Origin of the sequence: Vibrio sp. MMG023 (genome assembly GCF_021654215.1) — a bacterium.
Taxonomy (GTDB): Bacteria; Pseudomonadota; Gammaproteobacteria; order Enterobacterales; family Vibrionaceae; genus Vibrio; species Vibrio jasicida.
This window is the reverse complement of sequence record NZ_JAKFZP010000007.1, coordinates 98,926-124,825: the sequence shown is the minus strand read 5'-3', so window position 1 is coordinate 124,825 and position 25,900 is coordinate 98,926. Positions and strand designations below refer to the sequence as shown.

The following is a 25,900-nucleotide window of genomic DNA, read 5'->3' as shown; positions in this document are numbered from 1 at the left end:
CCATGTTTTCGATGGGTAATCTATAGCAAACCCCCAATGCAGAGGTAAGAAAAACAGTGGGGAAATGTGACCCCTCCCGACCTTTCATCAACTCGTTAATAGATTCATCATTTAGTTTTTGCAAACCACAGTTTTAGCGATTAAATTTGAAGAATTCCCCCTACGAAAAGTGAGCTGATCCAGCTCTCATTTTTCCCGTGATTCTTCACACTTCTATAACCGAAAAAATTCTTTTTATTACACTCAACTTTCGAGTCACTTCACTTATTAGACGGTTCTGTCTTTCGTAAAACTCGCACACCTGATAATGATAATAATTATCTTTTGTATTGGTAAGGTGTTTTTATGAGTGACATAAACCTGATTCAGGCATACCACTCTGATCCGGTCATCCAGATCAGAGACTTATGTGTGGACTACATCACCGATCACGGCGACTTTAACGCAGTGAAATCGGTAAGCTTCGATATTGGCAAAGGCGAGATATTTGGCCTCGCTGGAGAGTCTGGCTGTGGTAAAAGTACCATTGCTTTCTCTATCAACCGTTTACACAAGCCGCCAGCGTTTATCTCAGGAGGCCAAATTCTATTTGAAGGCAAAGATATTCTGAGTCTATCCGACAGTGAGTTAAACACACTGCGTTGGAGCGAGATTGCGATGGTGTTCCAAAGTGCCATGAACTCCCTCAATCCAGTATTAACCATTCAGGAGCAATTTGCCGACGTACTGCGCCATCACAAAGGCATGACCAATGAACAAGCCAAGGACCGCGCAGAAAAGTTGCTCGACTTGGTCAACATTCCCTGCGATCGACTTGGCGAGTACCCACACCAGTTCTCCGGGGGCATGCGCCAACGTTTGGTGATTGCCATCGCCCTTTCTCTCAACCCAAAGATGATCATCATGGATGAGCCAACCACAGCGCTTGATGTCGTAGTACAGCGTGAAATCTTACAGCAAATCTATCAACTGCGTGATGAGTTCGGTTTCTCTGTGCTGTTTATCACTCACGATTTGGCACTCATGAGCCAGTTGTGCGATCGCATAGCCATCATGCGTCACGGTAAGATTGTCGAAGTAAACAGTTCATACGAAATTCGCAATAACCCTCAGCATTCTTACACTCAAAAACTATGGGCTTCATTCCCGAATATCCACGACGTGCATAAAGAGTCAGCCACTGAAGGAGCGTTATCATGAGCGAACCAATCATCCAAATGAAAAACGTGATCAAAGAATTTAAAGTCGGTGGTGGTTTCGCGAAAGAAGAAACCTTCCGTGCGCTTCAAGGCGTGAGCTTTGACCTTTATGCAGGCAAAACTCTCGCGCTGGTTGGCGAATCAGGTTGCGGTAAAAGCACCTGTGCGCGATTAATTACCAAGGTGTATCCGGCCAGCGATGGTGAAATCCTTTTTAATGGAAAAAACATCAACGATATTACCGCTCGCGCAGAAATTCAGGACTATCGCAGCAAGGTACAAATGGTGTTCCAGGACCCATTTGGCTCTTTGAACCCAACCCACACGATTCGTCATCACCTGACTCGCCCACTTAAGATTCATAAGCAAGTTAAAAACGATAAAGAGATCCCGGGCAAACTACTCGAACTCTTGGATCTAGTGGAGCTACCAGAAGAAACATTAAATAAGTTCCCACATGAACTGAGTGGTGGACAACGTCAGCGCGTTAACTTGGCGCGCGCATTGGCAGTAGGCTCCCAAATCATTCTTGCCGATGAACCAACATCAATGTTGGACGTTTCAATTCGTCTGGGCGTGTTAAACCTGATGCAGCGAATGAAACAAGACTTGGGCATCGGTTTCTTGTACATCACCCACGATCTGGCAACCGCTCATTACATCGCCGAAGAAACCGCCGTGATGTATAAGGGCCAGATTGTTGAGTGGGGTGACACGCAAGCGATCTTGAAAAATCCGCAGCATCCATACACTAAGTTATTGATCTCTGCGGTACCAGATCCTGATCTGCCATTTGGCAATCTCGTGGAAAGTGAACCAAACTATTCAGTAAATGCAGATGAGATCCGAAACCGCAGCAGTATTGTGGTAGAAGACTTTGATCAAATTGGACCAAACCACTTTGTAAAACAATGGACTAAGGCAGCTTAATGGACTTGAATACTTGGCAAGATCTTATTTCGGATTGGTACGAAAACCGGAAGCATGATCAAGTTGAAAGATTGGAAGCGATCCTGTATCAGGCACCGGAATCAGTGTTTGGTCCTGAATTGACTGACGAGCAGAGCAAAGCGATCGCTTGTTGGCTCGATGGCTGCTTAAGAGTATTTCAATATGCCAGGTATCAAAACCATCAAAAAGCCTATCAGACCTTGCAATACACGAGTGCCAAGCTCGAACAAGCAGCATGTCAACCAATGACAGACATTCTGATTAAAGATTGGAGCTTAAAACGCTTACAACATTTAACGGTATTAGCGTTGGAATTTTGCAATCAGCAACAAGATCAAAGCGAATGGCAACAACAAGCGAATTGCTTGATAGAGTCGCATGTAGCGTTGATGCGATCGTTGAATTGGAATGAATCAAGGACGCATGATCAAGGCTTACGTCATTAATTCGGAAGAATGATCAAGGTGTTGATGACTATAAATTAGGTTTTGAGCGGAATTTTAGATAAAAAAAAGCGAGTTTCTTGAGGAGAAACTCGCGAAGTCTATTCAGAATGAATGTAACAATATGAGCCAATCTATTAATCATCAGAAAGGACAAAAGGTTGTCTATTCGGGATAAATCTTAGTCCGCCATTCGATCATCAATGTCAGTGATTTGTAAGAGTTAAGTCTGATTTCCATCAGTGCAATTCATTGTTACATTCTGAATCAATTGGTCATGCTTATTACTTAAAAAGCATCGACACAACACATGTTAAATGGCCATTTCATCAAGTGCTCTGAATACCATCTCGTCCATGTGCCCATCAAAAATCTGACGACATACCTTCCGACGAACGGCCAAGCCCGCAATCAAACGTTCAATGGTCAAATGCTTTATATTATTTTGGCTGTTGAACAGCTCCACCGTCTTACTCAGTGTCTCGTATGGCAGAGGAGCATCCCCTACTCTCAAGAAATCAAGCTTCTCAATGAAGTCAGAACACTCTTCTTTGATTGAGGCATACGAATGCCCTGTCATGGCTGACAAAGCCGTTACACTGCGTTCTAGAGCCTCTGGAGAGGTATATTTGGATAGAGTAATGGTGATCTCGTCAGCATTGATCTCAACCAAGTGCTTTTTCTGCTTCACTCGACGGCCTAAATTGCCACGAGGGGACGGTGCTTTACGCTGAATAGGCTCAAATTCGCCGTCTATGATGCCTGAGAGCTCGTCTAGCTGCTGCCTTGTCACCATCTCATTGCGAAGTGGATTTGGCAGTGTAGGCGCCATATTGCGCTTACCAGCGTTGGTTGTACGTGCTCGTGAGTAACGCAAGACCTCTTCGACATCACATTTGATGTCGATTTGGTAATCCATCACCTTACCGTTCTCGATCATCGTTTCGATCGTTAGGTGATAGCCCCAAAGATTGACGACAAAAAGATCTTCCGTCCCCTTGCCGTCTGACAAACGCTTCAACTCGCGGATCAAATCCATTGAGAATCGGCGCCATTCGATATTACGTGCCAATTTCTGGTTTAACTCGCTCAACAGCATGCAATCAGTATGCTTACGTACTAGGCGACTACGGAAGAATGAGTACATCTGGAATACCAGCGTATGCTGCTTCAGAATTTCTGGCGGGAATAGGAAGAAGTAATCACGAGTGAGCAATTCTTCGTAGAACGAAGGCTCCCAAACCAAGATATAAAGATTAGGTTTGATTCGAATCTCACCATCCAGACCTTCTGTAGGCGCTTCTTCCGAGGCAGTAATGGTTCGAGCGATAAACCGGAAACGATCACTCTTAAACCCTTCAGGCATGTTCTCACTCAGCCAACGGCCAGTCAGTTCATGCAACTGGAAATCGGTAAATTCAATGCGATCAATACTGTCACGAATAGAATCTCGAGCAGGCCCACTGTCTTTTTTGCCACGCAACGACAGAATATCGGTAATGTACAACGGCGTCTTGTTAGGGACATGCGCTGCATCCATGTGGTACTGATCTTTGTGATGATCATGGTATTGAACTGTAAGCGTAAACAACGCAAACAAGGTCATCAGATCATCAACGGTCATGATGTTTTTAGAAGATCGCGTTTCAATCACGGCTTTGGTGCCAGAGATCGATACCATCGATTTCTGATAACTCTTACGAGTACGAGGTGGTGCGAGGGCTTGGTCAATGATCCCTGCCCAATTGGTCGGTGATACGATGAATTGATCCGCTTCATCTTTCATCATTGGAGGTGTGTTAAGACCGTGCTCATTGAGCAAGCGTTTGTTCACTTGTGTTTGTGCTAACGCTTTGGAACGCTTTTGCTTCTCGCTTTGACGAACCTTTTCTGTCACCAGGCTGGTGGCTCCCAATGCCGAAATTAATTGGTTCGGGTTTACGAACTTATGCAGCATGGTTTTACCAGCAAGGCCTTCTTCAAAACGGACTGGTGTTTGCGTAAATAAACCAATATTCACCGCTGCTCGTAAACGTTGCTGTAATGCAGCACGCGTAAGTTGACCGTCGGTAGCACCAACAATTTCTGTTGTTGAAACTAATCCATCTTTGCTGCTGAATCCACGCAGTGAAATAAGATTAAGCAGCTCTAAGATGCTTTTGGTTACCCCTTTGAAATGTTGGTATTGTTCTACCCAATCTGCAGAAGATTCGTGTACCTCAAAAAGGTGCCCATCCTTATGGCTTCTTGGCGCTTTAATCAGAATTTTTTCATCAGCCGTCATTTTAGATCCAGATCACACTAGCCGTAGTTTCGCTATGGTTCCGAAGAATAAAGAAAAACAGATCATAAATAAAGAAAAAATCTTTGTTTTTAAATAACTGATCTTTTTGATTAATCTGATCTTAATTGATTATATGATCTAATGATCTGGACATTTTTAGCGTCGTAAGTTGCTGTTTAATTTAGATATTTTCAATCACCGTTTCGGAACTATGATCATGTAACTATCGAAAGTATGATCATCGAAAGTCGGAAAGCATGATCACAACTCTCCGTAAGCATGATCATTAAGTTTATGAAAAGATGATCAAAATAGGGCTGAAACGATGATCATGATGTTTATACAACTTATCCACAGAAGCTAGGGCTTCACTTGGAAAACTCATCGTGTGTTATTGCTTACTTGTCTTCATATTAACGTCGGATCGATGATCAAGAGAGAAGATTTTCATCGTTCTGCTCTCAATATCGCGCGGAAATTATTCAATTGATGAAAACTCCACCATTTTGGTTGAATCTCGCTACTTAACAGGGCTTAAGATGAAATCAACGGAAGCATGATCATGATTGTCTTGTCTACATTTTACATGATGCTTTAATTCATCGTTCCGGCTTTTACGCTCTGGTTTTCTCTCTATCCCCCAGTCTATCTACATTCTTCCGTAAATTAGAGGGAAAAATACATGCTTCCGTGTTAAAAACGTTCTTGATCATTTTTCCGATAAATTGATCTGATTGAAAAATTAGCCCGATATGTAAATAGAAGCATGGTTTCCTTGATCATGCTTTCAGTTTTGATGCTTACCTCGGAAGAATGATCATGTACAGTCCTTGATCATTCTTCCAATAGAAACCTCATTCCCTACAAAAAATAGCACTGGACGCATGATCAAGGGTTAGTTGGGAAGAACTCTTTTGACTTAAAGCCACATAAACACTCCAATACCTGATTGATCTCACAGTGCCCGTAATTTAGGGCTGTTTTATAATCGTTCCGAGATAAATGCTAGATTTACATTGTAAATACGTGACGATGTAACATTTTTAATTTCGTCGAGTTTGAATCTCTTTATTGGCAAGTATTTGATTAAATTTTGTGATGTTTTCATGGGAGAATCATAAAAGTGGCGTTTATGAGTGTTTTTTTATGTGATGGTTATTCAAAATGTTTGTTCACCTTTTTGTTGTTTTAGAATGCTAGTGCTGTACAATTAAAATCAGATATCCTTCCAACGGAATTTGGCATGAAAAGAGAAAAAACGATTGAAAATCTCCAGGAGTTAGCGGAACTGACCCAGCAGGTTCAAGCTGACCGTATTGAGATTGTTTTGGAAGAGCGAAGTGACAATTACTTCCCACCAATGTCTAAAGCGATGATGGAAACCCGCTCTGGTTTAACTCGTCGTAAGCTGGATGAAGCTATTGGTAAAATGGAGGCAGACGGCCATCAATTTACTAAGAATAATGCTAACCATTATTCAATCACTTTAGATGAAGCGCACATGCTAATGGACGCGGCAGAAGTGCCAAAATTCCATGAGCGTAAAAAGAATTCAGAAAATAAACCGTGGATTATCAACGTACAGAACCAAAAGGGTGGTACGGGTAAATCAATGACTGCGGTTCATTTGGCGGCATGCCTAGCACTAAACTTAGATAATCGTTACCGCATTTGTTTGATTGACCTTGACCCTCAAGGTTCATTACGTTTGTTCTTAAATCCACAAATCAGTGTGGCAGAACATGACAACATTTACTCTGCGGTTGATATCATGCTTGGTAACGTGCCAGATGGTGTGGAAATCGATCGAGAATTCCTACATAAGAACGTACTGCTACCGACGCAATACCCGAACTTGAAGTCGATTTCTGCTTTCCCAGAAGACGCAATGTTCAACGCAGAAGCATGGCAAACACTCTCTGAGGACCCATCGCTAGACATCGTTCGTCTGTTGAAAGAGCAGTTGATTGACAAGATTGCGAATGACTTCGACGTGATTATGATTGATACCGGTCCACACGTTGACCCGCTAGTATGGAACGCAATGTACGCATCAAATGCGCTATTGATTCCTTGTGCAGCGAAGCGTCTTGACTGGGCTTCAACAGTAAACTTCTTCCAACACCTTCCAACGGTTTATGAGATGTTCCCAGAAGATTGGAACGGTCTTGAGTTTGTTCGTCTGATGCCAACCATGTTCGAAGACGACAACAAGAAGCAAGTTTCTGTTTTAACTGAAATGAACTATCTTCTAGGTGACCAAGTTATGATGGCCACTATTCCTCGTAGTCGTGCATTCGAAACGTGTGCTGACACCTACAGCACAGTGTTTGATTTGACCGTAGGCGACTTCGAAGGTGGTAAGAAAACGCTCGCTACTGCACAAGATGCGGTACATAAGAGTGCACTAGAACTAGAGCGCGTACTGCACTCTAACTGGCCGTCATTGAATCAGGGGTAATGAATAAATGGCATTGAAAACGTCTGAATTAAACGCGAAATTATTTGGTAAAACCAATAAACGTCGTGTTGCGACACCTCAAGAAGCGCAAACGGCGGCAAAAGACAAAGCACAAACTATCGAACTTGCTGTCGCAGGCGAGAACACCGTTCAGTTTGAATTGGTGCGCATTCCTGCGGATAAAGTGGCGACAGACACTAGCGTATTTGCAGAGAACGCTCGTGAGCAATCTTTCCTAAACGAACACGCTTTATCGGATGTGTTGGTGACGTTGAAAGAACGTGGTCAACAATATCCAGCGGTTGGTCGTCGCACTGAAGATGGCAAGATTGAAGTATTGGACGGTAGCCGCCGTCGTATGTCTTGTATCTTAGCAGGACAGGATTTCTTGGTTTACGTTGGTGACGGCATCAACACGGACCACGCGAAATTCCTTTCTGATGTTGCAAACGCGCACAAGCCACTGTCTCTATACGAAAAAGGTAAAGAGATGCAGGCGAAGCTTGAAAGTGGCGAAGCTGAAGACCAAAAAGCACTAGCAAAAATGTTCCAGTGCAGTGAAGCATTGGTGAGTGGCGCATTAAAAGCTGCGGCACTTCCGCTTGAACTTCTGCAAGCTTACCCGAATGTTGGTGATTTAGGTCGTCCAACGATTGTTAAGCTGCATAAGCAGTTCTCGACATTGAACGGCGAACAACAACAAAACTTGTTGGATAAGTGTCGTACGTCGGAAGGTTATTTGTGGCAGCGCAGTACAGCTCAAGGTGTGGCTCGTCTTACTAAAGAAGTGACAGAGAGCATTGAAAGTTGGATTGCAGAACTTGCACCAGCGAAGCCAGCTAAGAAAGCGGAAAAAGTTGATCTAGTTAAAGGTCGTGCAAGCTACAGCCGTAAAGGTAACAACCTAGCTCTTAACTTGAAGAAAGTTGACGACAGCTTGATGGAAGAAATTCTTGCTTTCGTTGAGAGCAAAATGAAGTAAAACTGTTCTTGTTTGAAACCGCCTCCGGGCGGTTTTTTTATGTCTGCAATTTGGCAAAGTCTCCATGAATCGAGATGTGATAATATGGCGTCAGTTTAATGCTTGGATATACGTAATGCCCGCACAACCTGAATTCCTTTCTCAGCTTCAGCTCCAATCTTACAAAGCCTTTCAACGCAATGGCGTGGTGATTTATGGTGATGCCGATTGGCAAAATGCCTTGATTACCGACTTTCATCAAAAGCAACAAAATCAAACGTGGTTCTGTGTTGGGGATTGGCAACTAGAAAATGCCCTCTGCGTAAATGCAAAGCAAGGTAATATGTTGCTCGGCCGTGAATGTGACGTGCTGCTGTTTGACGCGAGAAAAGAGTTTGACGCCAACAGTTTTACCTCGGCTCTTGGTGCACTCGTCGGCGGTGGGCTATTGATTGTGGTTGCCAATAGAGACCAAGACGCGGATGACGCCGAACTGTGGCTGCAAACGCAATGGCAACAACTCACCGTTATTAAGGAGAATTTACCATTACCTCCGTTGCCAGATTTCATCCAAGCGGAAAAAGCACAACAGTATAGTGAGCAAACTGAAGCGGTTTCTTTTATCGAAAAAGTGGTGACAGGGCATCGCAAACGTCCTTTAGTATTAACCGCCGATCGTGGTCGAGGAAAAACCAGTGCGTTAGGTATTGCGTGCGCGCAGCTCCTAGAGCAAAAGCCATTACGAATTCTCGTCACAGCGCCAAGCATCAAAGCGGTTGAACCTATTTATCAGCACTCGCTCAGATTGCTATCAACAGCAGAGCGCGTTAAGAAAGACCGATTAGAAGCGGGGCAGGGCTACATTCAGTTCATCGCACCGGATGAATTACTCTCTACTTTACCTGAGTGTGATTTGTTGTTGGTTGATGAAGCTGCTGCGATTCCGGTTCCTATGCTTAAGCAGATTACTGAGCAATATCATCGTCTCGTGTTCTCAACCACCATTCATGGTTATGAAGGTTGTGGCCGTGGCTTCACGCTTAAGTTTGTCGATTGGCTACAAAAGCAAAGACCTGGAATGAAGCTTTGTCATCTTCAACAACCTATTCGATGGGCAGTAAATGACAACTTGGAATCTTGGTTGTACCAAGCATTTTTACTGGATGCAGAACTTACCCCGGGTCAACCTGCCGAGCTTGGCGATATTTCATTAATCAACCTCCGTAAGTCAGCGTTGATTTCTAATCCTTCCGTATTGAAAACGTGCTTTGCGTTACTTGTGAATGCGCATTATCAAACCTCGCCAAATGATTTGCTGCATCTTCTGCAAGATGAACATTGCCAGATCTACGTGGCTCAGAATAACAATGAAGTCGTCGGGGTGATGTTAACTGTGGAGGAAGGCAACCTCGATTCGAATCTCGTTAAAGATATTCAGCTTGGGAAACGTCGTCCGAAAGGGCACCTGACGCCAGTGACTATTATCAATCAACTTGGTTACGCCGATGTGGGTGCGCTTTCTACTTTGCGAGTCATGCGAATTGCGGTGCATCCAGATTTGCAAGGGCAAGGTATTGGCCAACAAATGTTAAAGCAGTTGGAACAAACTACGCCGCCTCATATCTCTTATTTGTCCACCAGCTTTGGTGCAGCAGAAGAACTGATTACGTTTTGGAACCAATCTGGTTTTGAATCCATTCGTCTTGGAAGTATGCGAGATGCGGCAAGTGGGTGTTACTCATTGTTGATGGTTCGCCAGTGTGGCTCACAACAAGCTTGGATAAACGAAGCCAAATCGCTATTCGAAGAACTGTTGCCATTGAGTGCGGCGTCTGCTTATCCTAAGTTAGAGCCAAGTTTGCTTCGTGCGCTATTGCCAGCCTCGGTATCTACCTGTCAGTCCCATTTAACGAAGCGCACTTTAATCGAGTGTTATGCTCAAGGTGGGAACAACTTTGAATCGGTCTCTGTTTGGATTCAGCAATGGTTACTGCAATGTGGTTTGGATGATGTGTCTGACTTGATGATCAGTAAATTATTCTTAAACAAAGACTGGAGTGCGTGCGCTAAGCAATATGGCTTGCCGGGACGTAAGCAAGTTGAAGCGCAGATAAGAAAAGAGCTACAAGTTTTGATTGCTAAATTTACAGTGTAAACAGAGCAAGCAATTTACACTGTAAAAGTGGTTAATGGGAGGAGAGGGTTTACACTGTAAATCCTCTCCTTTTTTGTTTGCCACCTGAACCACGGTTTTCGGTTGGGATGTAAAGCCAATCTCGATTTACACTGTAAACACAAGTTGTGTGCAATGAGCTATCTGTGAAGTGAGCTAAATAATAAATTGTTAATAAAGTTAGATTGTTCATTAAGGAGGCTTTCCCATATATTCAAATAAAGATCGTGATGCTTTGGTTATGAAGGGACAGTTCCACCCAAAAAATGAATCCTAACGTGATTTAGAAATTCTGTGCCTGTCTGCCTCAACCTCAGAAAAAGCGGGGCTTCCTTTAGTGATGTGAGCCTGATTCTGAGAAGTGAGAGGTTTGTTCAGAAAATGAATTTGGTTAGACTGAATTGGGTGATGGGTAGTAGATGGATTGGTTATGTGGAAGATATGCCTTGAATGGTCGGAAGACAAAACGAGGATTTTAGCTCGCCTACCGGGAGATGTTGAACTCGGAGGTGAGCTAAATCAGAAGGAGTTACCTGAGCAACTTGAAGCAATGAATGCCAGTCAGGCGTTCGTTGATGACGCTGAAGTGGTTCGATTCATTAACTGTGCTCGTGAGCGTAAAGCAGAAGCATACGAAGGTATTGTCGTTGCGCAGATTAAGAATGCTCTGGTAGAAGTTGAACTGTCGAACAACGACATGCTCGCGAGCATGAAGATTGTAGGTGCTTATGGTGGCCGTGGTTTGCGTGGCCCTGAAATCGTTCAAGCACTTGCTCATGCGAGAGTATCGAAAGGCATTAATAAGTTGGCGCTTAAAAAAGTAATGGTCGTCAGCAATCAACTCAAACCCGGAGAAACCTTCACTCAACCGGTCGCCGTTGGTAAACAACCAGTCAAAGGTAAAGACGCCATCTTTACGCCTCTCGTTAAAGACATCACCAAACGTATCCTCAAACCAAAAGAAGGCCAAACCACTAGCGACAAAATTGATTTACGAAACTTAGGTGAAACCATTGCCGTGGACGTGGGTGATGAGGTCATGCGTCGAACGCCTGCTACTAAGGGTATTCCAGGTTTTACTGTGCAAGGCCGCGTAATACCTCCTCAAGCAGGCAAAGACAGTCCGATTAAACCGGGTAAAGGAACGGAAATTAGCAAAGCCGATCCTAATCTTCTGATTGCTTCTGTATCTGGTACGCCTCTGATCAAAGACAAAACCATCGAGGTCGATAATGCGCTGTGCCTGAACAGTGTGGGCGTAAATACCGGACACGTTAAGTTTAAAGGCAATGTCATCATTGGTGGCAACATTGAATCTGGCATGATCGTCAAAGCGACAGGCTCTATTACCGTTGGTGGCTTTATTGAATCTGCGGATGTACAAGCTGAGGGTGATATCCAAGTGGCGAAGGGCATAATTGGCCACACAGTCAGTGATGGTCAGCCGAAGAGTTGCCACGTTCGAACCAAAACATCGATTCGTGCTAGTTACGCCCAGTATTGTGAATTGCAGTCTGGCGAGGATATAGAGCTCGCTGTGCACAGCATGAATAACGACATTGACTGTGGACGCAACCTGACGGTACTTGATGCCAGCGGTAAAAACGGCACTTTAAGCGGTGGTGATGTCAAAGTAGGAGGTAAGGTACTTTGTTCGCAACTTGGTGTAGAAGGCGATACTGCAACGAAGGTCGAGGCGTTTGCTAATTACGCCTTGTATAAAGAGCGCATTGCCAGCTTAAAAGAAGAATACAAATCGGCCCAAGAAGGCACGATGGATGTGATTCGTAAGGAACTTGAATTTAAGAAGCGTCCTAAAGCAGAGCGTACTGATGAAGAACAAGCTCAAATCGAAGTAATGAAAGCGCAAAACAATACTCGCCTTGAAGAAGTTAAACAGAAGCTAGAACACAATGAGCAAGAGTTTGAAGCATCGCTAGAAGAGAATATCGTCGAAGCCAAAGATCGCGTGTTTACGCGCGTTACAGTGCAATTTGGAGACGAACAGGTGACAACCAAACGCACCCATGGCGGTTGTGTGTTTAGCTTTAACCAATACGAAATCAAAGTGGCGGCAAATTTAGAGGAAGAAGACGTCGTCGCGATTTAACTCTTTAATAGGAAGAATGAAAAAGCCCGTGTATTGAGAGGTACACGGGCTTTTGTTTTTTGAACGCTAGGCAATGTGTTCTTGGTAGTAAGCACCAAGCGCACGTACATCACTGCTGCACATGATCTTCATTGCTTGTTTAATATGGTTAATGGGCCAATCCCACCATTTGATTTCCAACAACATAGCGACACATTCGTCGTCAAAGCGCTGGCGAACAATATTATTGTGACCAACAACAATCGAGTAGGGCGGAACATCTTTTGTGATGACTGAGCGCGCACCAATCACGGCACCATCTCCAATTTTCACGCCCGGCATGATCATCGCTTCGCTGCCAATCCACACATCATTACCCACAACAGTATCACCTGCACGTTCAAATCCGCTTTGTACATCTTCTCCAAACTCTTCAGGAGAAAATGGAAAGGTAGAAATCCAATCTACCCGATGGCCTTGATTGCCTGCCATCATAAAGGTCGCGCCAGAAGCGATTGAACAGAACTTGCCAATGATCAGTTTGTCCACTTCGCCATAAGCACCCTCTTGCCACTCTTGTTGGGTAACGCTGTCGCCCATCAAATAACGAACCGATTGATCTTCAAATTTTTTACCGTGATAAAACCCTGAGTAGTAACTGTAATCTCCCACCTCGATATTCGGGTTAGTGACATGGTCTTTGATCACTTGCCCTTTTAACCAAGTATCGAATGCGTTCATTCGTGATTCTCCGTTCAAATTTTAAGTTGTAAGCAGTGTAGAGCCTTTCTATTATTTCCAGTAGGTTGTTTTTAGAGATTCATAATTACCATATGGAAATAAAGTGGCTAAGCTACGTGCCGATGTACATCGCTCTATGTGAAGAGAAGAGTATTGCCGGTGCGGCGAAAAAACTGCGTTGCTCAAACGCGCACGCGAGCCGTCAATTGAGGCAGTTAGAAGAGATTCTGTCAGTACAGTTGATTCAACGTACAACAAGGCAATTTAATCTAACTTACGATGGGTTGCGCTTTTATCAGCAAGTGAAGGGCTTGATGGATGGGGCAGAGCAGATTAATGAACAAGTGATGGAAAGTGATCGAGTCGCCGGGCATTTGCGCATCGCGGCGTCGGCGTCATTTGGGGCAGCGTTATTGAACCGAGCCTTGATCGAGTTTCGCCAGTTATATCCTGAAGTGACGTTCGAAGTGATCTTTTCAGAAACGCCTTTGGATCTTATTGAGTCTGGCTTTGATGTGGCGTTTTTCTTCACGAACAATCCACCCGAGGGCTATATTGGCCACCATCTGCGCTCTTTACACTGTAAACCGTTCGCACATAAAGAGTACTTGTCTAACAAACCAAGCATAGCTACGCCGGAAGATCTTTATCAGCTTGACCATATTGTGTATCGAAATGAAGTGTTAAACCTCGATACGTGGCACTTCCATCATATGGAAACCAAACAAAAAGTGTCAGTGGTTTTGCAAAGTGTACTCAGCTTTAATTTGGTTCAATCCATGCTTGAGGCCACTCTTGCGGGATGCGGCGTTGCAATGTTGGATGAATTCGCATTGGAGAAACTCAGCGGTGAAGAGCGATCGCAACTCGTGCCGTTACTCCCTGAATGGCAAACGGATGCGATCCTACCACTCTATATTCTTTATCCTAAACGTGAGCATTTACCAAAGCGAACGCAGGCGTTTATTGAGCATTTCAAACAGCAATCATTTTAAGCTGTAATCATTTTAAACTGACAGGTTGTCTTGAGCGTGCAGGTCTTTAATCTCTGCAGTGCCTTGAAAGTGTTGATTACAAGTGCGGCAGTAGAATTGAGGCGTTAACTCGTGATAGTGGTTACCGGTAAAACAGCGTGATACCAACACCATTAAACGGGCTGTTTTGCCGTTGATGTTTTCTGGTTGAATGTTGATGCGTTTCATCACGCGTTTGTGTTCAGTCGGTTTGTTGCAGTGTGAGCAAAATTTTACAGGCATAAGGCTCTCATATTGATTCAGTGACGATTAATTGATGAGAGAGTACTTTGCTTAATGATGAAAAAGTAAACATGCATGTAATGATAATTGACAGCAATGCCTATTAGGAAACTCATAGAATTGCTAGTAACTGAAAAGAAGGAAGATTTCACTCCTCGATATTTTAAAGGCAGGAAAAATATCGAGGAGGAAATCTTAGCTAACTAAAACGAGTGTATGGACATTTACAGCTCGTAACGTAGCCCGAAGTGGTAGTAGCTTTCATCTGCATGTGCACCACCAAACGAGACTTCTTGTGCGTTGTCGTAACCGCGTGAGCCATTACGGTTAACGTAACTGGTGTAGATAGAAGAGCGAGGGGTCAGTTTGTACTGCACTTCAACGGTTGTGTCTTTCAGCTCAAGCTCGTCGCCGTCGCTGTTTTCTAGAGAGCGGTAACCAGCACGTAGCGCCCATTTGTCATTTACACTGTAAACTGCGGTCAGCTCCATGACTTTATCGGTACTGGTTTCAGAGAAGTAACCTTCTAGCTCATCTTCTGAGTAAAGCGCACCTAACATCAAATCACCCAAGTAGTAACGCGTACCTGCACCCCAGAAGGTGTAATCGGTATCGTTGTTTTCACGCGCATCGCCTTTGCTTTTTTGCATAGCAACTACAGGGGCGAGTGTACCTAAATCGCCCATTTCTAGGGTGTAACGAAGTGCTGCGTTGTAGCCGTAGTCGAGTTCAGAGGTGCTGTTACCAAGAATGTAAGCCACCGATGCATCGAAGTTGCCAATGCGGTTTTGGTATTGCAGCGTACCGTCTTGACGGAAAACTTGTGTAGCGGTTTTATCCACTTTATTTGCTTGGCGTGCCATAGATACGTCTGATGACGCGAACACATCACCAATATCAGTGAACATGATCAATCCTGACGCAACACGACCACCTGTGATTCGACCGTAATCTTGCGCATCAATACCAGCCCAAACGTAACGTGCTGTCAGAGAAGGCTTGTCGTTCACTTGGTTGGCGTATTCTGCTGCACCCACTTGGTATTGCGCTTGGCCAATGACAGAGGCGTGTTCGTTGATGGTTTGTGAGCCATTCAAACCAATACGGCCATCAAATTCGCCATTGGCATCACCGTGTTCATCATTTTTATTTGTGACGTTAAAGCCTAGACGAGAGTAAATGTTCAAAACCGACCCGTCTTCTGCTTGGTAAAGTTGAGCAGCCATCGCTGCGTTTGATGCCATCAGAGTAGGGAGAAGTAGAGTCAAAATGTGCTTTTTCATGTGAACGACCTTTTCGTTTCTATTGTTTTTAAGCACGACAAAGCCCCTTCCGAATAACGGAATAAAATCAATGTCGTGAGAAGTAGAGAGAGGGTGCGCCCTTGAAAGCTCAAGGGCGCGAGCTAGTCCATTCCTATAGGGGTTAGAATGATTTAGCTTAAATCAACGTCTTTGCAGCCAAAGAAGTAGGTAGCTAGGAAGCCAACGATGTAAGAGATAAGTAGGCCACCGATGAACACCATCATGCCGGCAAAGATGCCGCTAGCCGAGGTCATCAGGGGGATTGCAACGATACCAGATGGGCCGAAGACGGTATTTAGACCGACAGGCAGGCCAAGGTAAGAGACTAAGCCGATAAAGAAGCCACCCGCAGCGCCACCAATACAAGCGGTTACGAACGGTTTAACGCGCGGTAGCGTCACGCCGTAAATCAGTGGTTCACCGATGCCAAGTAGACCTGGAATGATGGCGCCTTTTACTTGTGTGCGTAGCAGTGCGTCTTTCTTGGCTCTGAAGTACAGCGCCATCGAAGCACCCACTTGACCGCCACCAGCCATCGCTAGGATAGGAAACAGCGAGTTAAAACCTTGTGCTTCCATCAGGGCAAAGTACACCGGCACAAACCCTTGGTGGATGCCAAATACCACGGAAATTAAGAACAAACCTGCCAAAATTGCTGCGCCTAATGGGTTGTCATTCAAGTTTAGGAACAACCAAGACATGCCTTTGAATAGCTCACCACCGATTGGCATGATAATCAAAAACGTTACTGCACCCATGATCAAAAGCGTGACAACTGAGGTCAAGATCATGTCCAGATCGTCAGGCATATACTGACGCACTTTTTTCTCGACCTGAGCACCAATGATCGCTGCCATTAACACGCCAATAATGTTACCGCGCGGATCAATCGCAAAACCGAAGAACTCATTCATTCCGGAATAAATGCCCGACGTTGCATCGGGGTTGTAACCCAACACAAATAGCGAAGCGAGTATGGCACCATTGACACCTGAGCCTCCAAAAGCTTGCTGAGCGTTGTAGCCAATTAGAATGCTTAAGAAAGCGAACAGACCTTTGCCAAAGACCTTCATGTAGGCAATCAAATCCAACATAAACTGACTTGGCGTTTGGTCGAGCACGAAGATTTGTTCCAATAACGTGGCAAAACCGAGCAGCAAACCCGCAGCGATAAAGCCGGGAATGAGCGGTGTAAAGATGGTGGCAAACTTACTCAGAAAACGCTGAACCGCACTGGTTTGCTTGCTCTTCATCTGTTTTTTCTGCTCTGCAGCGACAGCAGAAAGATCCTGTTGTGGTGCGTCAGGCTCTTCACTGTCACCAGAGATTAAGCTGTCGATCAACTTATTCATCATATCGGCAGCTTGCTGAGCTTTACCGGGACCAAGAATGATCTGGAATTGCTCGTCGCTTTCTACCACACCCATTACGCCGGGAATTTGTTTAATGACGGATTGGTCCGCCAAGCTGTTATTCGCGAGAGATAAACGCAAACGCGTCATACAGTTACCGCACTTACTTACGTTGTTACTGCCACCCACTGCGGCGAGCAGTTGCGATACGGTGTTAGAGGTAATTTTGGCCATAGGGACTATCCTTCAGGACTAGGGCTATTTAGTTATTATTTAGTGCTGCACGAATAAAACCGTTGTGCTCGGCGAGGCGAGATTTGGCTTGCTCAGCATCCAAATCCGCCAGAATCATTAAAATTGCGGTCTTACATTGACGCTCACACGCTTCAAGGGCTTTTTCTGCTTGTTCTTTTGTTGCACCCGTTGCTTCAATCACAATGTTAGTTTGACGCTGAATCAGTTTGGCGTTGGTGGCTTCTACATCCACCATTAAATTGCCAAACACTTTGCCGCTGCGAATCATTGCGCCAGAAGTCAGCATGTTCAGCACCAATTTTTGCGCTGTGCCCGCTTTCATGCGTGAAGAGCCGGTGACGACTTCTGCACCCACTACTGGAAGAATGGCGATGTCCGCCGCTTCTGCCATTGCGCATTCTGGGTTACAAGCGATTGATGCCGTTGTTGCTCCGACAGATTTTGCGTACTCCAAACCACCTAAAACATAAGGAGTACGGCCACTGGCAGCGATGCCAACAACAACATCATGCTGAGTCAGATTCAGCGCTTTTAAATCGTCTTGGCCCATTTGAGCGTTGTCTTCTGCGTTTTCTACCGCTTTCAAAATCGCTTGATGACCACCAGCAATTAAACCAATAACCATATCTGGGTGTGTGCCATAAGTTGGAGGGCATTCACTCGCATCAAGAATACCAAGGCGGCCAGATGTACCTGCGCCCATGTAAATCAAACGGCCACCATTGGCGAACGCTGCAGTAATGGCATCGACGGTTTGCGCGATTTGTGGCAATACGGCTTGCACCGCCAAAGCGACTTTCTGATCCTCTTGGTTAATGACTTGCAGCATCTCGATGGTAGAAAGCGTATCGATCTCTGCGCTCGCTGGATTGCGGCTTTCTGTCACCAATCGGCTTAAATCAATTTTCATGTTTTGTACTCTTCGTAAATGTTCAATCTGAGGGCGATTCTATGGAATAAAATATTCAGGTTTGGTGATAAAAATCACACTTGAGGTTATTCTTTGTTCAGTGAAAATTTGGAATAATGACCGAGAATACTGATGAGATAACCAACGTAGAAACAAGGGTTGTTAGGTTAATCAGGCAGTTAAACAAAAGTGTGATTATTTCTGTTTTGGAATAATTTATTTAAAGTTTTTGGAATTTTGTCGTGTCCGTTATCAATAAAATCGTCGCAAGACGTACTCAACTCTCTCAAAGTGGTCGTTTGGTTGGCGATTGGATTGTCGAAAATGCAGAAAAAGCCGCCCAATTGACCAGTCAAGAACTTGCTGCGCAAGTGCAAGTGAGCCAATCGAGCATCGTCAAATTCACTCAGAGAATTGGCTATAAAGGCTATAGCGAGTTCAAGTTGGCGTTGAACGAAGAGATTGGCCGTAAGCAAGCGATGCAATCCACGCCGCTGCACAGTGACATTCTGGCGGATGACCCGATTGCGGTGATTTCGCAAAAACTGGTTAAAGCGAAAACCGACGCTATGTTCCAAACGACCAATGCGCTCTCTTATGAGGCGTGTCATCAAGCGGTGAAGTGGTTGAGTGAAGCGCGCCGTGTGCAAGTGGTGGGCATTGGCGGCTCTGCACTTACGGCAAAAGATTTGAGCTTTAAACTGCTTAAGCTTGGGATTACCGCGCTATCAGAGCAAGACAGTCACGTACAAATTGCGGTTGCGCGTACGCTCTCTTCACAAGATGTGCAGATCGCGATTTCTTTTTCAGGAGAACGCAAAGAGATTCTGGTGGCTGCGGAAGCGGCGAAAGAGCAGGGAGCAAAGGTGATTGCTTTGTCTGCTCCGGGGAGAAGCCGCTTGAGAGACATTGCCGATATCACGTTTGATACCATCGCCAATGAAACAGAGCATCGTAGTTCTTCCATTGCTTCGCGTACGGCACAAAACGTGATTACGGATCTGCTGTTTATTATTTTGGTGCAGCAAAGAGACGAAAGCGCGCGTCAGTTGATCAGTGATATCAGTACCGATATCAAGCAGATCCTTACTTGATCGCTTCGTATAGCTAGAAATTAAAGATCTGGATCGTGCTGCAACAAAGCAATAAACGCATCGAGATGCTTTTCGATCGTGAGATCCGCCGAGATCGGGGGCAATTCTACCGTAATACAAGGTAGTTGGCGTTCATTGCACCAAGTACCGAAAGACCCCGGCGTTTCGTAATCAACATCGTCAACGATAGGTAGATTGAATTGCTTGCCGAGCCATTTGGCCAAATAAGAATGAGCAGGGTCGTCGACAAACGCTAATGGTTCATGAAACGAGACCACAAATTTTGGTCTGCGCAGTTCAATCAAACTAATTAGTGCGTCAACTTCTGGCTCTAGCTGTTCTTTGTCGCCTGTTTTTACTTTCACGTCTCGAACCGGTGTATGCGAGCTCCAACGATAGACTGTGCCGTGCTCTGTCCAATTCTGCGTAGGAAACGCTCGGTTTAGATCGACTTGATTGGCGTTGGCTCGTGTACCCAGTTGGTTTGCGTCTGGGTTCATCGATAAAATCACATCGTGCTTCAGACACTCCGCTGGCAAGCTTCTTAACGCGCACGACAATCCGGTGATTGAGGCTGTCTCGTCGCCGTGTGTTCCAGCGAGAATGAGGCCTCGCGAGTTACTTTCTACTTGTGCTGGGAAGTACAACAACGGCGCACCCAGTACCGATTTTCCATATGATGTTGGCGTAATTAAAAATGCCGCTCTTTCCGTTCTTGGAATTAGACTCACCGTAATCTCCTGATTGTTCGAGTAGTATCTGTTCATCACTCAAGCTATATATAACTCATGTTACAGCCGTTGAACTTAGCATCTTGAGATTACTCGGATATAAACTGAACACTTAAAGTTCGTCAATGCTTGTATGATGAATAATGGTACTTGCTTCAAAAGACGTGTTAGGAGAACGAAAAACGATATGGATTTTAAAAAGCATTCAACAGCGTTGCTGGTTTCCTCTTTATTGACCCCATTTTTATCCGCTTCAGCTCTCGCTGATTCTTTGCCTGATGGTGTGCAACTCGCACCAGAACAACATTTAGTACGAGCAAACGATGCAGAAGCGGCGACGCTAGACCCTGCAAAAGCCGAAGGTTTGCCAGAGATGCACGTGATTCGTGATTTGTTTGAGGGATTAGTCATTCAAGACCGCGATGGCAATATCGTTCCTGGCGTTGCGGAATCTTGGCAAACCGAAGATAACCAAACCTTTGTGTTCCAGCTGCGTAAAGACGCAAAATGGTCGAACGGCGATCCTGTGACAGCGGATGATTTTGTCTATTCACTGCGTCGTGCAGTGGATCCGAAAACCGCTTCTCCCAATGTTTGGTATCTCAAACTCACCAAGATCAAAAACATCGCCGACGTAGCAGAAGGTAAAAAGCCACTGGATGATCTTGGTATCACCGCCGTCGATAAACATACTCTGCGCTTCGAACTTGATAGTAAGGTGCCGTACTTTGTCGCAATGACAGGCCACACTTCGATGATGCCGATACACAAAGCAACGGTTGAGAACAGCGAAAAGCCGTGGAGTGATCCACAGCAGTTTGTTGGCAACGGTGCATTTGTTCTGGATAAATGGGTGGTGAATGAGCGCATTGAACTGAAAAAGAACCCAAACTATTGGGATAGCGCGGATACTCATCTCACTGAAGTGACATACATTCCGTTTGAGAACCAAAACGCATCGATCAATCGCTATGCGGTGGGCGAAGTGGACATTACCTCAGATGTACCAACCCATATGGCGCAAAAGCTGAAGAAAGATTACGAGCAAGCGTATACCGCGGTTCCGCTACTCTGTACTTACTACTACGCGTTTAACACAACACGTCCTCCGTTCGATGATGAGCGAGTTCGTAAAGCTGTGTCTTATTCGATGATGCGTGATGTGATCACGAATGGTGTCACGCAAGTAGGTAATCTGCCTGCTTATACGTTCGCACACCAATATACCGCCGGTTTTGATGCGACTCAGCCTGAATACAGCACATGGACGCAGAAACAGCGTGATGAAAAGGCGCGTGAGCTGCTGAAAGAAGCGGGATACGGTGATGGTAAACCGCTTGATTTCAAATTGCTGTACAACACCAGTGAATCGAACAAAGCGATTGCGGTGGCGATTGCTTCTATGTTGAAGAACAACTTGGGCGCGAAAGTCGAATTAGAAAACCAAGAGTGGAAGTCTTATCTCGTCGCTCGTAAGCAAGGTGATTTCGATGTGATGCGCGCCTCGTGGTGCGGAGATTACAACGAAGCATCCACCTTCTTGAGTCTACTGCGCTCTGGTTCATCAGGTAACTTTGCGCGTTACAGCAGTGAAGCCTACGACAAGGCGATGAACAGTGCATTGGCCGCAACGGATGAGAAAGTGCGCCAAGGTTTCTATGACCAAGCCGAGCAATTGTTGGCGGCAGATATGCCAATCGCACCGATTTACTACTACATGCAAGCGCGTTTGGTTCGCCCTACGGTTGGCGGTTTTGCCAAGAACAACGTAGAGGGTCGTATCTACTCGAAAGACCTCTACATTAAGAAGTAGCGCTCAAAACAAGCGATAAATAAGAAGCCCCGAAGATGTATCTTACGGGGCTTCTTTTATTGCTAGCGAGTGGAGAGCTTGTCTACGAGTATTGCCACTCGTTTGCCAAGATACTCTGCTGTTGCAACATCTGAGGCATGCAACTGACCATCTTCACCGCCTTGAGCAACAATCCCACCTTGTACGCCATATCGGTTCAGATTTTGCTCGCCAGAATTGCTGATCTTATCCAATCCGACCCACATCATACCGTGCTGACTAGCTAGCGTTTGTAGGTATTGCAACGTCATTGACTGATCGCCATTCATTGCCCCACCACTGGTAAAGCCAGCCGCGATTTTGCCCGCCCATTTTTGGTAATACCAAGATTCACTGCTTGCATCTGCAAATGCTTTAAACTGCGCTGCTACGCCGCCCATATAGGTCGGTGAGCCAAAGATAATCGCATCGCACTCAGCAAGTTCATCCATTAGGCTAGGGTTCACAAAACGTCCCTCGATAATCTCACTGCCTTCAATACGGTGAGAGAGAATTTCAAATCCACCTTGTTGCTCAATACCTTGTTGTTCAACGCCAGCGGCAATCGCGCGAGCTAGCTGGCCTGTAACGTCGGTTTTAGAGAAATAAATAATCGCAATTTTGGACACAATGGTTCCTTTTTCATTGTTGATTTTGAATCGTGCGAATAAGGCTAAAACCTCAAGCTTGGTTTAGGTCAAGAGATGATTTGAGATGAGCACAAACAAAAAGCCGATGTAGATACATCGGCTTTTTAGTGGGCTATTTCTTTCTGCGGGTATAAATGCGTGAGGTGGTTTTTGGCTCCTCAGGCTTGGCTTTTTCTTTTGCCAGTTTTAAGACCGCTTTTTGAAGCATCAAGTTGTTCGGGTAAGTGATTAGGTTGCCGTTGTCGTGCTTGATCAACACATGGAACATACGAATTTCCTGAATCTCACCACTGATGTCTTCGTCTTTATCTACCACTTTAATTCGGTCACCGACACGGTATGGGAAGACAAAGAAAATCAGAAAGCTTGCTGTAATGTTACTAAGAATCGACCATTGCGCGATGAAAGCCACACCTAATACTGCGAAAATCGATGATAGGAACAGCGACACATCGCCATAGCCAATACCAGTAACGATCGCGAAAATCGACACAAACATGAACAAAAACGCGACGTTGAAGCAGCGCTGTATAAAGCTCAGGCGCGCTTTTTTAACCCCTTTGGATTCTGCTAAATTCAGAATGGCACGGTTAGCGATTTTCTTCAGTACACGATAAGCAATCAGAATGATGACGCCCATCAACACTTTATAGCCAATAGAGCCAGCCGTGAAATACTGACTGATTTGCTCTAGATGCATCCAATGATTCATTTCTTGAACTCGAGAATATTAAGAAGGCGCGTGTTATAGCCGATTTTGTCTCTCAAGTAATTATAAATTTCGCTTCCGCATGAGATTTGTTTTGAACAAATTTTGAGCTATATCTCAGTTCCGAATTGAGAAGAGACGAACTCTGATATCTGGTGTGTTGGCTGCTGCTAATCTAGAAACGGAGCTTACGATCGTTATGGAAAATGGTAGGGATGCGATGGAAGAAGATGAAAGGGCAATCATGGGGTTAGTGGTTATTGTTGGCTTTGTACTGCTTTGGATATTTCTCGAAGAGTTTGGATACTTTGGATTACTGACTATCAATAAATAAGCCCCGAGAAACACTGGGTTCAACGGGGCTTTGATTTTTATTTTGTGCGGTTTAGCATTAGCTGACGGCGCGAACTTTACCTTGCTTCAAGTCGTTCAGTACTTGCGCTTTCGGACCATCAGCAATCACGCTGCCTTTTTCCATCACTATTACGCGATCAACAATATCGAGCATTGAGGTTTTGTGAGTAATCAAAATCAGCGTTTCGCTCGGTTTTAGCTGTGCTAACTGATGTTTGATGTGCATTTCTGAACGGTTATCCATTGCACTGGTTGGTTCATCCATTAAGAGCACTGGAGGACGCCCCAAGAACGCTCGTGCAATTGTCACAGCTTGACGTTGACCACCAGATAACATGCCGCCACCTTCGCCCACTTGACGCTCTAGACCCGCTGGATCTGATTGAGTAAAGGCGGTGACACCTGCACGGTTTGCGGCGTCTAATACGTCGCGGTCATCGGTGAGCGGACGACCTAGGGTAATATTGTCGCGAATAGAACCGAAGAACAGATTCGAATCTTGCGGTACACAGCCGATATTGCGTCGTACGTCCACATGGTGAAGCTGTTCGATGTCCGTGTCATCAATACGCACGTGACCTTCTGTCGGCTTGTACAGACCCATTATCAGGCGTTCTAGTGTGGTTTTACCCGAACCAATACGGCCGATGATTGCGACTTTTTCACCTGGATCAATCGTTAGGCTTAAATCACGAATCGATGCCACTGGCGCATCTGGGTAATGGAAGGTCACTCGGTCAATCTCAATCTTACCTTGAACGATAGGACGATGAATGTAGCGTTTACCCTCTTCTTGCTCGTCTGGCATTTCCATTACTTGATTAATGATGGTCATCGAAGACTTCGCTTGGTTGTAGCGTGTAGACAACAATGAAAGCTGAACCATTGGACCAATTGCACGACCACTTAGCATGGTTGCTGCAATCAAGCCACCCATCGTCAAATCGCCGTTTGAAATGAGATAAACACCCAGAATGATCATGCCGACGTTACTACTTTGTTGAACAAAGCCCGCTGCGTTTTGAATGCTGTCGGTAATACGACGGCTCTTGATGTTCCAGTTTGCCATGTGTGCAACGGCTTCTTCCCAACGGTATTGGAATTGGCTTTGTGCACTCAGCATTTTCACGGTTTCTAGGCCGGAAAGGCTTTCAATCAGGTTGGCGTATTTCTGTGAAGCAAGGCGAGAACCTTCCTCAATTGAGCGGCGCAGTGGACCTTGAATCAGCGCCGAGTGAATCATCAGAATCACCACACCAATCATTGGCACGTAAACCAGATCGCCCGCCATCAGCCAGATGATGACTAGGAACAAAATCGCGAAAGGTAAGTCGATCAGAGCACTCACGGTTGCAGAGGTGAAGAATTCACGAATCGATTCGAACTCTTGTAAGTGGCGAGCAAACGCACCCACAGAAGGTGGTTTGGACTCCATTCGAATGCCCATGACTTTGCTAAACAGCTTTGAAGAAATCAGGATGTCGGATTTCTTACCCGCAACATCAATAAAGTAGTTACGCAGTGATTTGAGCAAGAAATCGAACAAGAACACTACGAAGATACCACTTGCCAGCACCCATAGAGTTTCAAATGCGAGGTTAGGGACTACTTTGTCGTACACCAAGCGAGTGAACATTGGTGCGGCAATGGCGAAGATGTTGATGAGGATAGAAGCGATAAGTACATCGCGGTAGATGCGTTTAGACTGCCATAAGGTTGACCAGAACCAGTGGCCTTCTTTGGTTTTGAGCACTTCGGGAGAGCGCTCATCATATCGAAATTGTTTTTTAACTAAAAAGTAGCGACCAGTGTACTGCGCAAGTAGTTCTTCTAGAGGGATGGAGATGGGCACCAAACCGCTTTCTAGGGTAGTGATCTCTGCTTCTTGTGTCTCCAAATTAATACTATTGAGAACGCAAGAGTCGCCACCTTTAAGAAGTAAGATAGCCGGCAGAATTAGGCTTGAGATTTTGTCTAATTCTGCACGGTTTTCCTTGGCAACCAATCCGGCCCTTTCCGCCGCTCTCGGTAGCAGAAACGGTGTGAGCTTACCCTCAGAGAGTGGAAGCCCATTAATTAGCGCTTCCGGAGAGTTGGCTAAACCGTAATAACGGCTAACGTAAATCAGCGAGTTCAGTAAAGGGTCTTTCAT

The 25,900-nt window shown here is 45.1% G+C and carries 21 protein-coding genes; 11 read left to right on the top strand and 10 right to left on the bottom strand.

Annotated elements, in window-relative coordinates; genetic code table 11:
* Positions 1-345 precede the first annotated feature (345 nt).
* The 3 genes from L1076_RS21555 to L1076_RS21545 are packed head-to-tail and all read left to right on the top strand — an operon-like array spanning position 346 to position 2,596.
* Positions 346-1,200, top strand: a complete 855-nt coding sequence (locus L1076_RS21555; RefSeq protein WP_104036140.1) for an ABC transporter ATP-binding protein — start codon at positions 346-348, stop codon at positions 1,198-1,200.
* Positions 1,197-2,129 carry an ATP-binding cassette domain-containing protein gene (locus tag L1076_RS21550; protein ID WP_038869897.1) on the top strand — a complete coding sequence of 311 codons (933 nt, stop codon included), beginning with the start codon at positions 1,197-1,199 and terminating at the stop codon, positions 2,127-2,129. Before L1076_RS21555 ends, L1076_RS21550 begins: the two co-directional genes overlap by 4 nt.
* The gene (locus L1076_RS21545; protein ID WP_054756553.1) at positions 2,129-2,596 is read left to right on the top strand and encodes a hypothetical protein; all 468 of its coding nucleotides are present in this window, start codon (positions 2,129-2,131) and stop codon (positions 2,594-2,596) included. The genes L1076_RS21550 and L1076_RS21545 overlap by 1 nt, the downstream gene beginning before the upstream one ends.
* 310 nt (positions 2,597-2,906) lie before the next feature.
* On the opposite strand, the gene L1076_RS21540 is transcribed toward L1076_RS21545, so the two are convergent.
* The gene (locus L1076_RS21540) at positions 2,907-4,877 is read right to left on the bottom strand and encodes a replication initiator protein RctB domain-containing protein (protein WP_039973879.1); all 1,971 of its coding nucleotides are present in this window, start codon (positions 4,875-4,877) and stop codon (positions 2,907-2,909) included.
* Between the two features lie 1,243 nt (positions 4,878-6,120).
* On the opposite strand from L1076_RS21540, the gene L1076_RS21535 reads away from it, so the two are divergent.
* The 4 genes from L1076_RS21535 to L1076_RS21520 all read left to right on the top strand — a co-directional run bounded on the left by L1076_RS21535 (position 6,121) and on the right by L1076_RS21520 (position 12,582).
* Positions 6,121-7,338 carry an AAA family ATPase gene (locus tag L1076_RS21535; RefSeq protein WP_038871606.1) on the top strand — a complete coding sequence of 406 codons (1,218 nt, stop codon included), beginning with the start codon at positions 6,121-6,123 and terminating at the stop codon, positions 7,336-7,338.
* Positions 7,339-7,345: 7 nt separating this feature from the next.
* Positions 7,346-8,320, top strand: coding sequence for a ParB/RepB/Spo0J family partition protein (locus tag L1076_RS21530; RefSeq protein WP_012130357.1), 975 nt, complete (start codon positions 7,346-7,348; stop codon positions 8,318-8,320).
* A 115-nt stretch (positions 8,321-8,435) separates the two neighbouring features.
* Complete coding sequence (locus L1076_RS21525; protein WP_237304439.1) at positions 8,436-10,454, top strand: GNAT family N-acetyltransferase; 2,019 nt, start codon at positions 8,436-8,438, stop codon at positions 10,452-10,454.
* A gap of 448 nt (positions 10,455-10,902) precedes the next feature.
* Positions 10,903-12,582: a FapA family protein gene (locus tag L1076_RS21520; protein ID WP_237304438.1), complete on the top strand. Its 1,680-nt coding sequence runs from the start codon at positions 10,903-10,905 to the stop codon at positions 12,580-12,582.
* 66 nt (positions 12,583-12,648) lie between these two features.
* Here the strand turns inward: L1076_RS21520 and L1076_RS21515 are convergent, their stop codons facing one another.
* On the bottom strand, positions 12,649-13,302 hold the full coding sequence (locus tag L1076_RS21515; RefSeq protein ID WP_237304437.1) for a CatB-related O-acetyltransferase: 654 nt from the start codon (positions 13,300-13,302) through the stop codon (positions 12,649-12,651).
* Between the two features lie 92 nt (positions 13,303-13,394).
* Between L1076_RS21515 and L1076_RS21510 the strand changes: the two genes are divergently transcribed.
* Positions 13,395-14,297 carry a LysR family transcriptional regulator gene (locus tag L1076_RS21510; protein WP_237304436.1) on the top strand — a complete coding sequence of 301 codons (903 nt, stop codon included), beginning with the start codon at positions 13,395-13,397 and terminating at the stop codon, positions 14,295-14,297.
* Between the two features lie 12 nt (positions 14,298-14,309).
* On the opposite strand, the gene L1076_RS21505 is transcribed toward L1076_RS21510, so the two are convergent.
* From L1076_RS21505 to murQ, 4 genes are all read right to left on the bottom strand, one after another.
* Positions 14,310-14,558, bottom strand: a complete 249-nt coding sequence (locus L1076_RS21505; protein ID WP_061009058.1) for a hypothetical protein — start codon at positions 14,556-14,558, stop codon at positions 14,310-14,312.
* Positions 14,559-14,782: 224 nt separating this feature from the next.
* A complete protein-coding gene (locus L1076_RS21500; RefSeq protein ID WP_237304435.1) occupies positions 14,783-15,841 on the bottom strand; it encodes a porin in 1,059 nt (352 codons plus the stop codon).
* 152 nt (positions 15,842-15,993) lie between these two features.
* Positions 15,994-17,448, bottom strand: a complete 1,455-nt coding sequence (murP, locus tag L1076_RS21495; protein WP_237304434.1) for a PTS N-acetylmuramic acid transporter subunit IIBC — start codon at positions 17,446-17,448, stop codon at positions 15,994-15,996.
* Positions 17,449-17,476: 28 nt separating this feature from the next.
* Positions 17,477-18,379 carry an N-acetylmuramic acid 6-phosphate etherase gene (gene murQ, locus L1076_RS21490; protein ID WP_237304433.1) on the bottom strand — a complete coding sequence of 301 codons (903 nt, stop codon included), beginning with the start codon at positions 18,377-18,379 and terminating at the stop codon, positions 17,477-17,479.
* Positions 18,380-18,621: 242 nt separating this feature from the next.
* Between murQ and L1076_RS21485 the strand changes: the two genes are divergently transcribed.
* On the top strand, positions 18,622-19,473 hold the full coding sequence (locus tag L1076_RS21485) for an SIS domain-containing protein (protein ID WP_005428937.1): 852 nt from the start codon (positions 18,622-18,624) through the stop codon (positions 19,471-19,473).
* Between the two features lie 20 nt (positions 19,474-19,493).
* Here L1076_RS21485 and mpaA read toward each other — a convergent pair whose 3' ends face one another.
* Positions 19,494-20,204, bottom strand: a complete 711-nt coding sequence (mpaA, locus tag L1076_RS21480) for a murein tripeptide amidase MpaA (RefSeq protein ID WP_237304432.1) — start codon at positions 20,202-20,204, stop codon at positions 19,494-19,496.
* A gap of 187 nt (positions 20,205-20,391) precedes the next feature.
* Here mpaA and L1076_RS21475 point away from each other — a divergent pair, with 187 nt between their 5' ends.
* Positions 20,392-22,017, top strand: a complete 1,626-nt coding sequence (locus tag L1076_RS21475; protein WP_237304431.1) for an ABC transporter substrate-binding protein — start codon at positions 20,392-20,394, stop codon at positions 22,015-22,017.
* A 62-nt stretch (positions 22,018-22,079) separates the two neighbouring features.
* Here the strand turns inward: L1076_RS21475 and L1076_RS21470 are convergent, their stop codons facing one another.
* Together L1076_RS21470 and L1076_RS21465 are read right to left on the bottom strand one after the other, a co-directional pair.
* The gene (locus L1076_RS21470) at positions 22,080-22,664 is read right to left on the bottom strand and encodes an NAD(P)H-dependent oxidoreductase (protein ID WP_237304430.1); all 585 of its coding nucleotides are present in this window, start codon (positions 22,662-22,664) and stop codon (positions 22,080-22,082) included.
* 133 nt (positions 22,665-22,797) lie between these two features.
* On the bottom strand, positions 22,798-23,385 hold the full coding sequence (locus L1076_RS21465) for a mechanosensitive ion channel family protein (protein ID WP_181028008.1): 588 nt from the start codon (positions 23,383-23,385) through the stop codon (positions 22,798-22,800).
* A 208-nt stretch (positions 23,386-23,593) separates the two neighbouring features.
* On the opposite strand from L1076_RS21465, the gene L1076_RS27030 reads away from it, so the two are divergent.
* Positions 23,594-23,728: a hypothetical protein gene (locus L1076_RS27030; protein ID WP_009706678.1), complete on the top strand. Its 135-nt coding sequence runs from the start codon at positions 23,594-23,596 to the stop codon at positions 23,726-23,728.
* 57 nt (positions 23,729-23,785) lie between these two features.
* On the opposite strand, the gene L1076_RS21460 is transcribed toward L1076_RS27030, so the two are convergent.
* Positions 23,786-25,900, bottom strand: coding sequence for a type I secretion system permease/ATPase (locus tag L1076_RS21460; RefSeq protein ID WP_104036006.1), 2,115 nt, complete (start codon positions 25,898-25,900; stop codon positions 23,786-23,788).

Excerpts from the sequence above, each read along its gene's own strand:
- L1076_RS21555 (WP_104036140.1), top strand. The coding sequence starts at position 346 with ATGAGTGACATAAACCTGATTCAGGCATACCACTCTGATCCGGTCATC.
- L1076_RS21550 (WP_038869897.1), top strand. The coding sequence starts at position 1,197 with ATGAGCGAACCAATCATCCAAATGAAAAACGTGATCAAAGAATTTAAA.
- L1076_RS21545 (WP_054756553.1), top strand. The coding sequence starts at position 2,129 with ATGGACTTGAATACTTGGCAAGATCTTATTTCGGATTGGTACGAAAAC.
- L1076_RS21540 (WP_039973879.1), bottom strand. The coding sequence starts at position 4,877 with ATGACGGCTGATGAAAAAATTCTGATTAAAGCGCCAAGAAGCCATAAG.
- L1076_RS21535 (WP_038871606.1), top strand. The coding sequence starts at position 6,121 with ATGAAAAGAGAAAAAACGATTGAAAATCTCCAGGAGTTAGCGGAACTG.
- L1076_RS21530 (WP_012130357.1), top strand. The coding sequence starts at position 7,346 with ATGGCATTGAAAACGTCTGAATTAAACGCGAAATTATTTGGTAAAACC.
- L1076_RS21525 (WP_237304439.1), top strand. The coding sequence starts at position 8,436 with ATGCCCGCACAACCTGAATTCCTTTCTCAGCTTCAGCTCCAATCTTAC.
- L1076_RS21520 (WP_237304438.1), top strand. The coding sequence starts at position 10,903 with ATGTGGAAGATATGCCTTGAATGGTCGGAAGACAAAACGAGGATTTTA.
- L1076_RS21515 (WP_237304437.1), bottom strand. The coding sequence starts at position 13,302 with ATGAACGCATTCGATACTTGGTTAAAAGGGCAAGTGATCAAAGACCAT.
- L1076_RS21510 (WP_237304436.1), top strand. The coding sequence starts at position 13,395 with ATGGAAATAAAGTGGCTAAGCTACGTGCCGATGTACATCGCTCTATGT.
- L1076_RS21505 (WP_061009058.1), bottom strand. The coding sequence starts at position 14,558 with ATGCCTGTAAAATTTTGCTCACACTGCAACAAACCGACTGAACACAAA.
- L1076_RS21500 (WP_237304435.1), bottom strand. The coding sequence starts at position 15,841 with ATGAAAAAGCACATTTTGACTCTACTTCTCCCTACTCTGATGGCATCA.
- murP (WP_237304434.1), bottom strand. The coding sequence starts at position 17,448 with ATGGCCAAAATTACCTCTAACACCGTATCGCAACTGCTCGCCGCAGTG.
- murQ (WP_237304433.1), bottom strand. The coding sequence starts at position 18,379 with ATGAAAATTGATTTAAGCCGATTGGTGACAGAAAGCCGCAATCCAGCG.
- L1076_RS21475 (WP_237304431.1), top strand. The coding sequence starts at position 20,392 with ATGGATTTTAAAAAGCATTCAACAGCGTTGCTGGTTTCCTCTTTATTG.
- L1076_RS21465 (WP_181028008.1), bottom strand. The coding sequence starts at position 23,385 with ATGCATCTAGAGCAAATCAGTCAGTATTTCACGGCTGGCTCTATTGGC.
- L1076_RS27030 (WP_009706678.1), top strand. The coding sequence starts at position 23,594 with ATGGAAAATGGTAGGGATGCGATGGAAGAAGATGAAAGGGCAATCATG.
- L1076_RS21460 (WP_104036006.1), bottom strand. The coding sequence starts at position 25,900 with ATGAAAGACCCTTTACTGAACTCGCTGATTTACGTTAGCCGTTATTAC.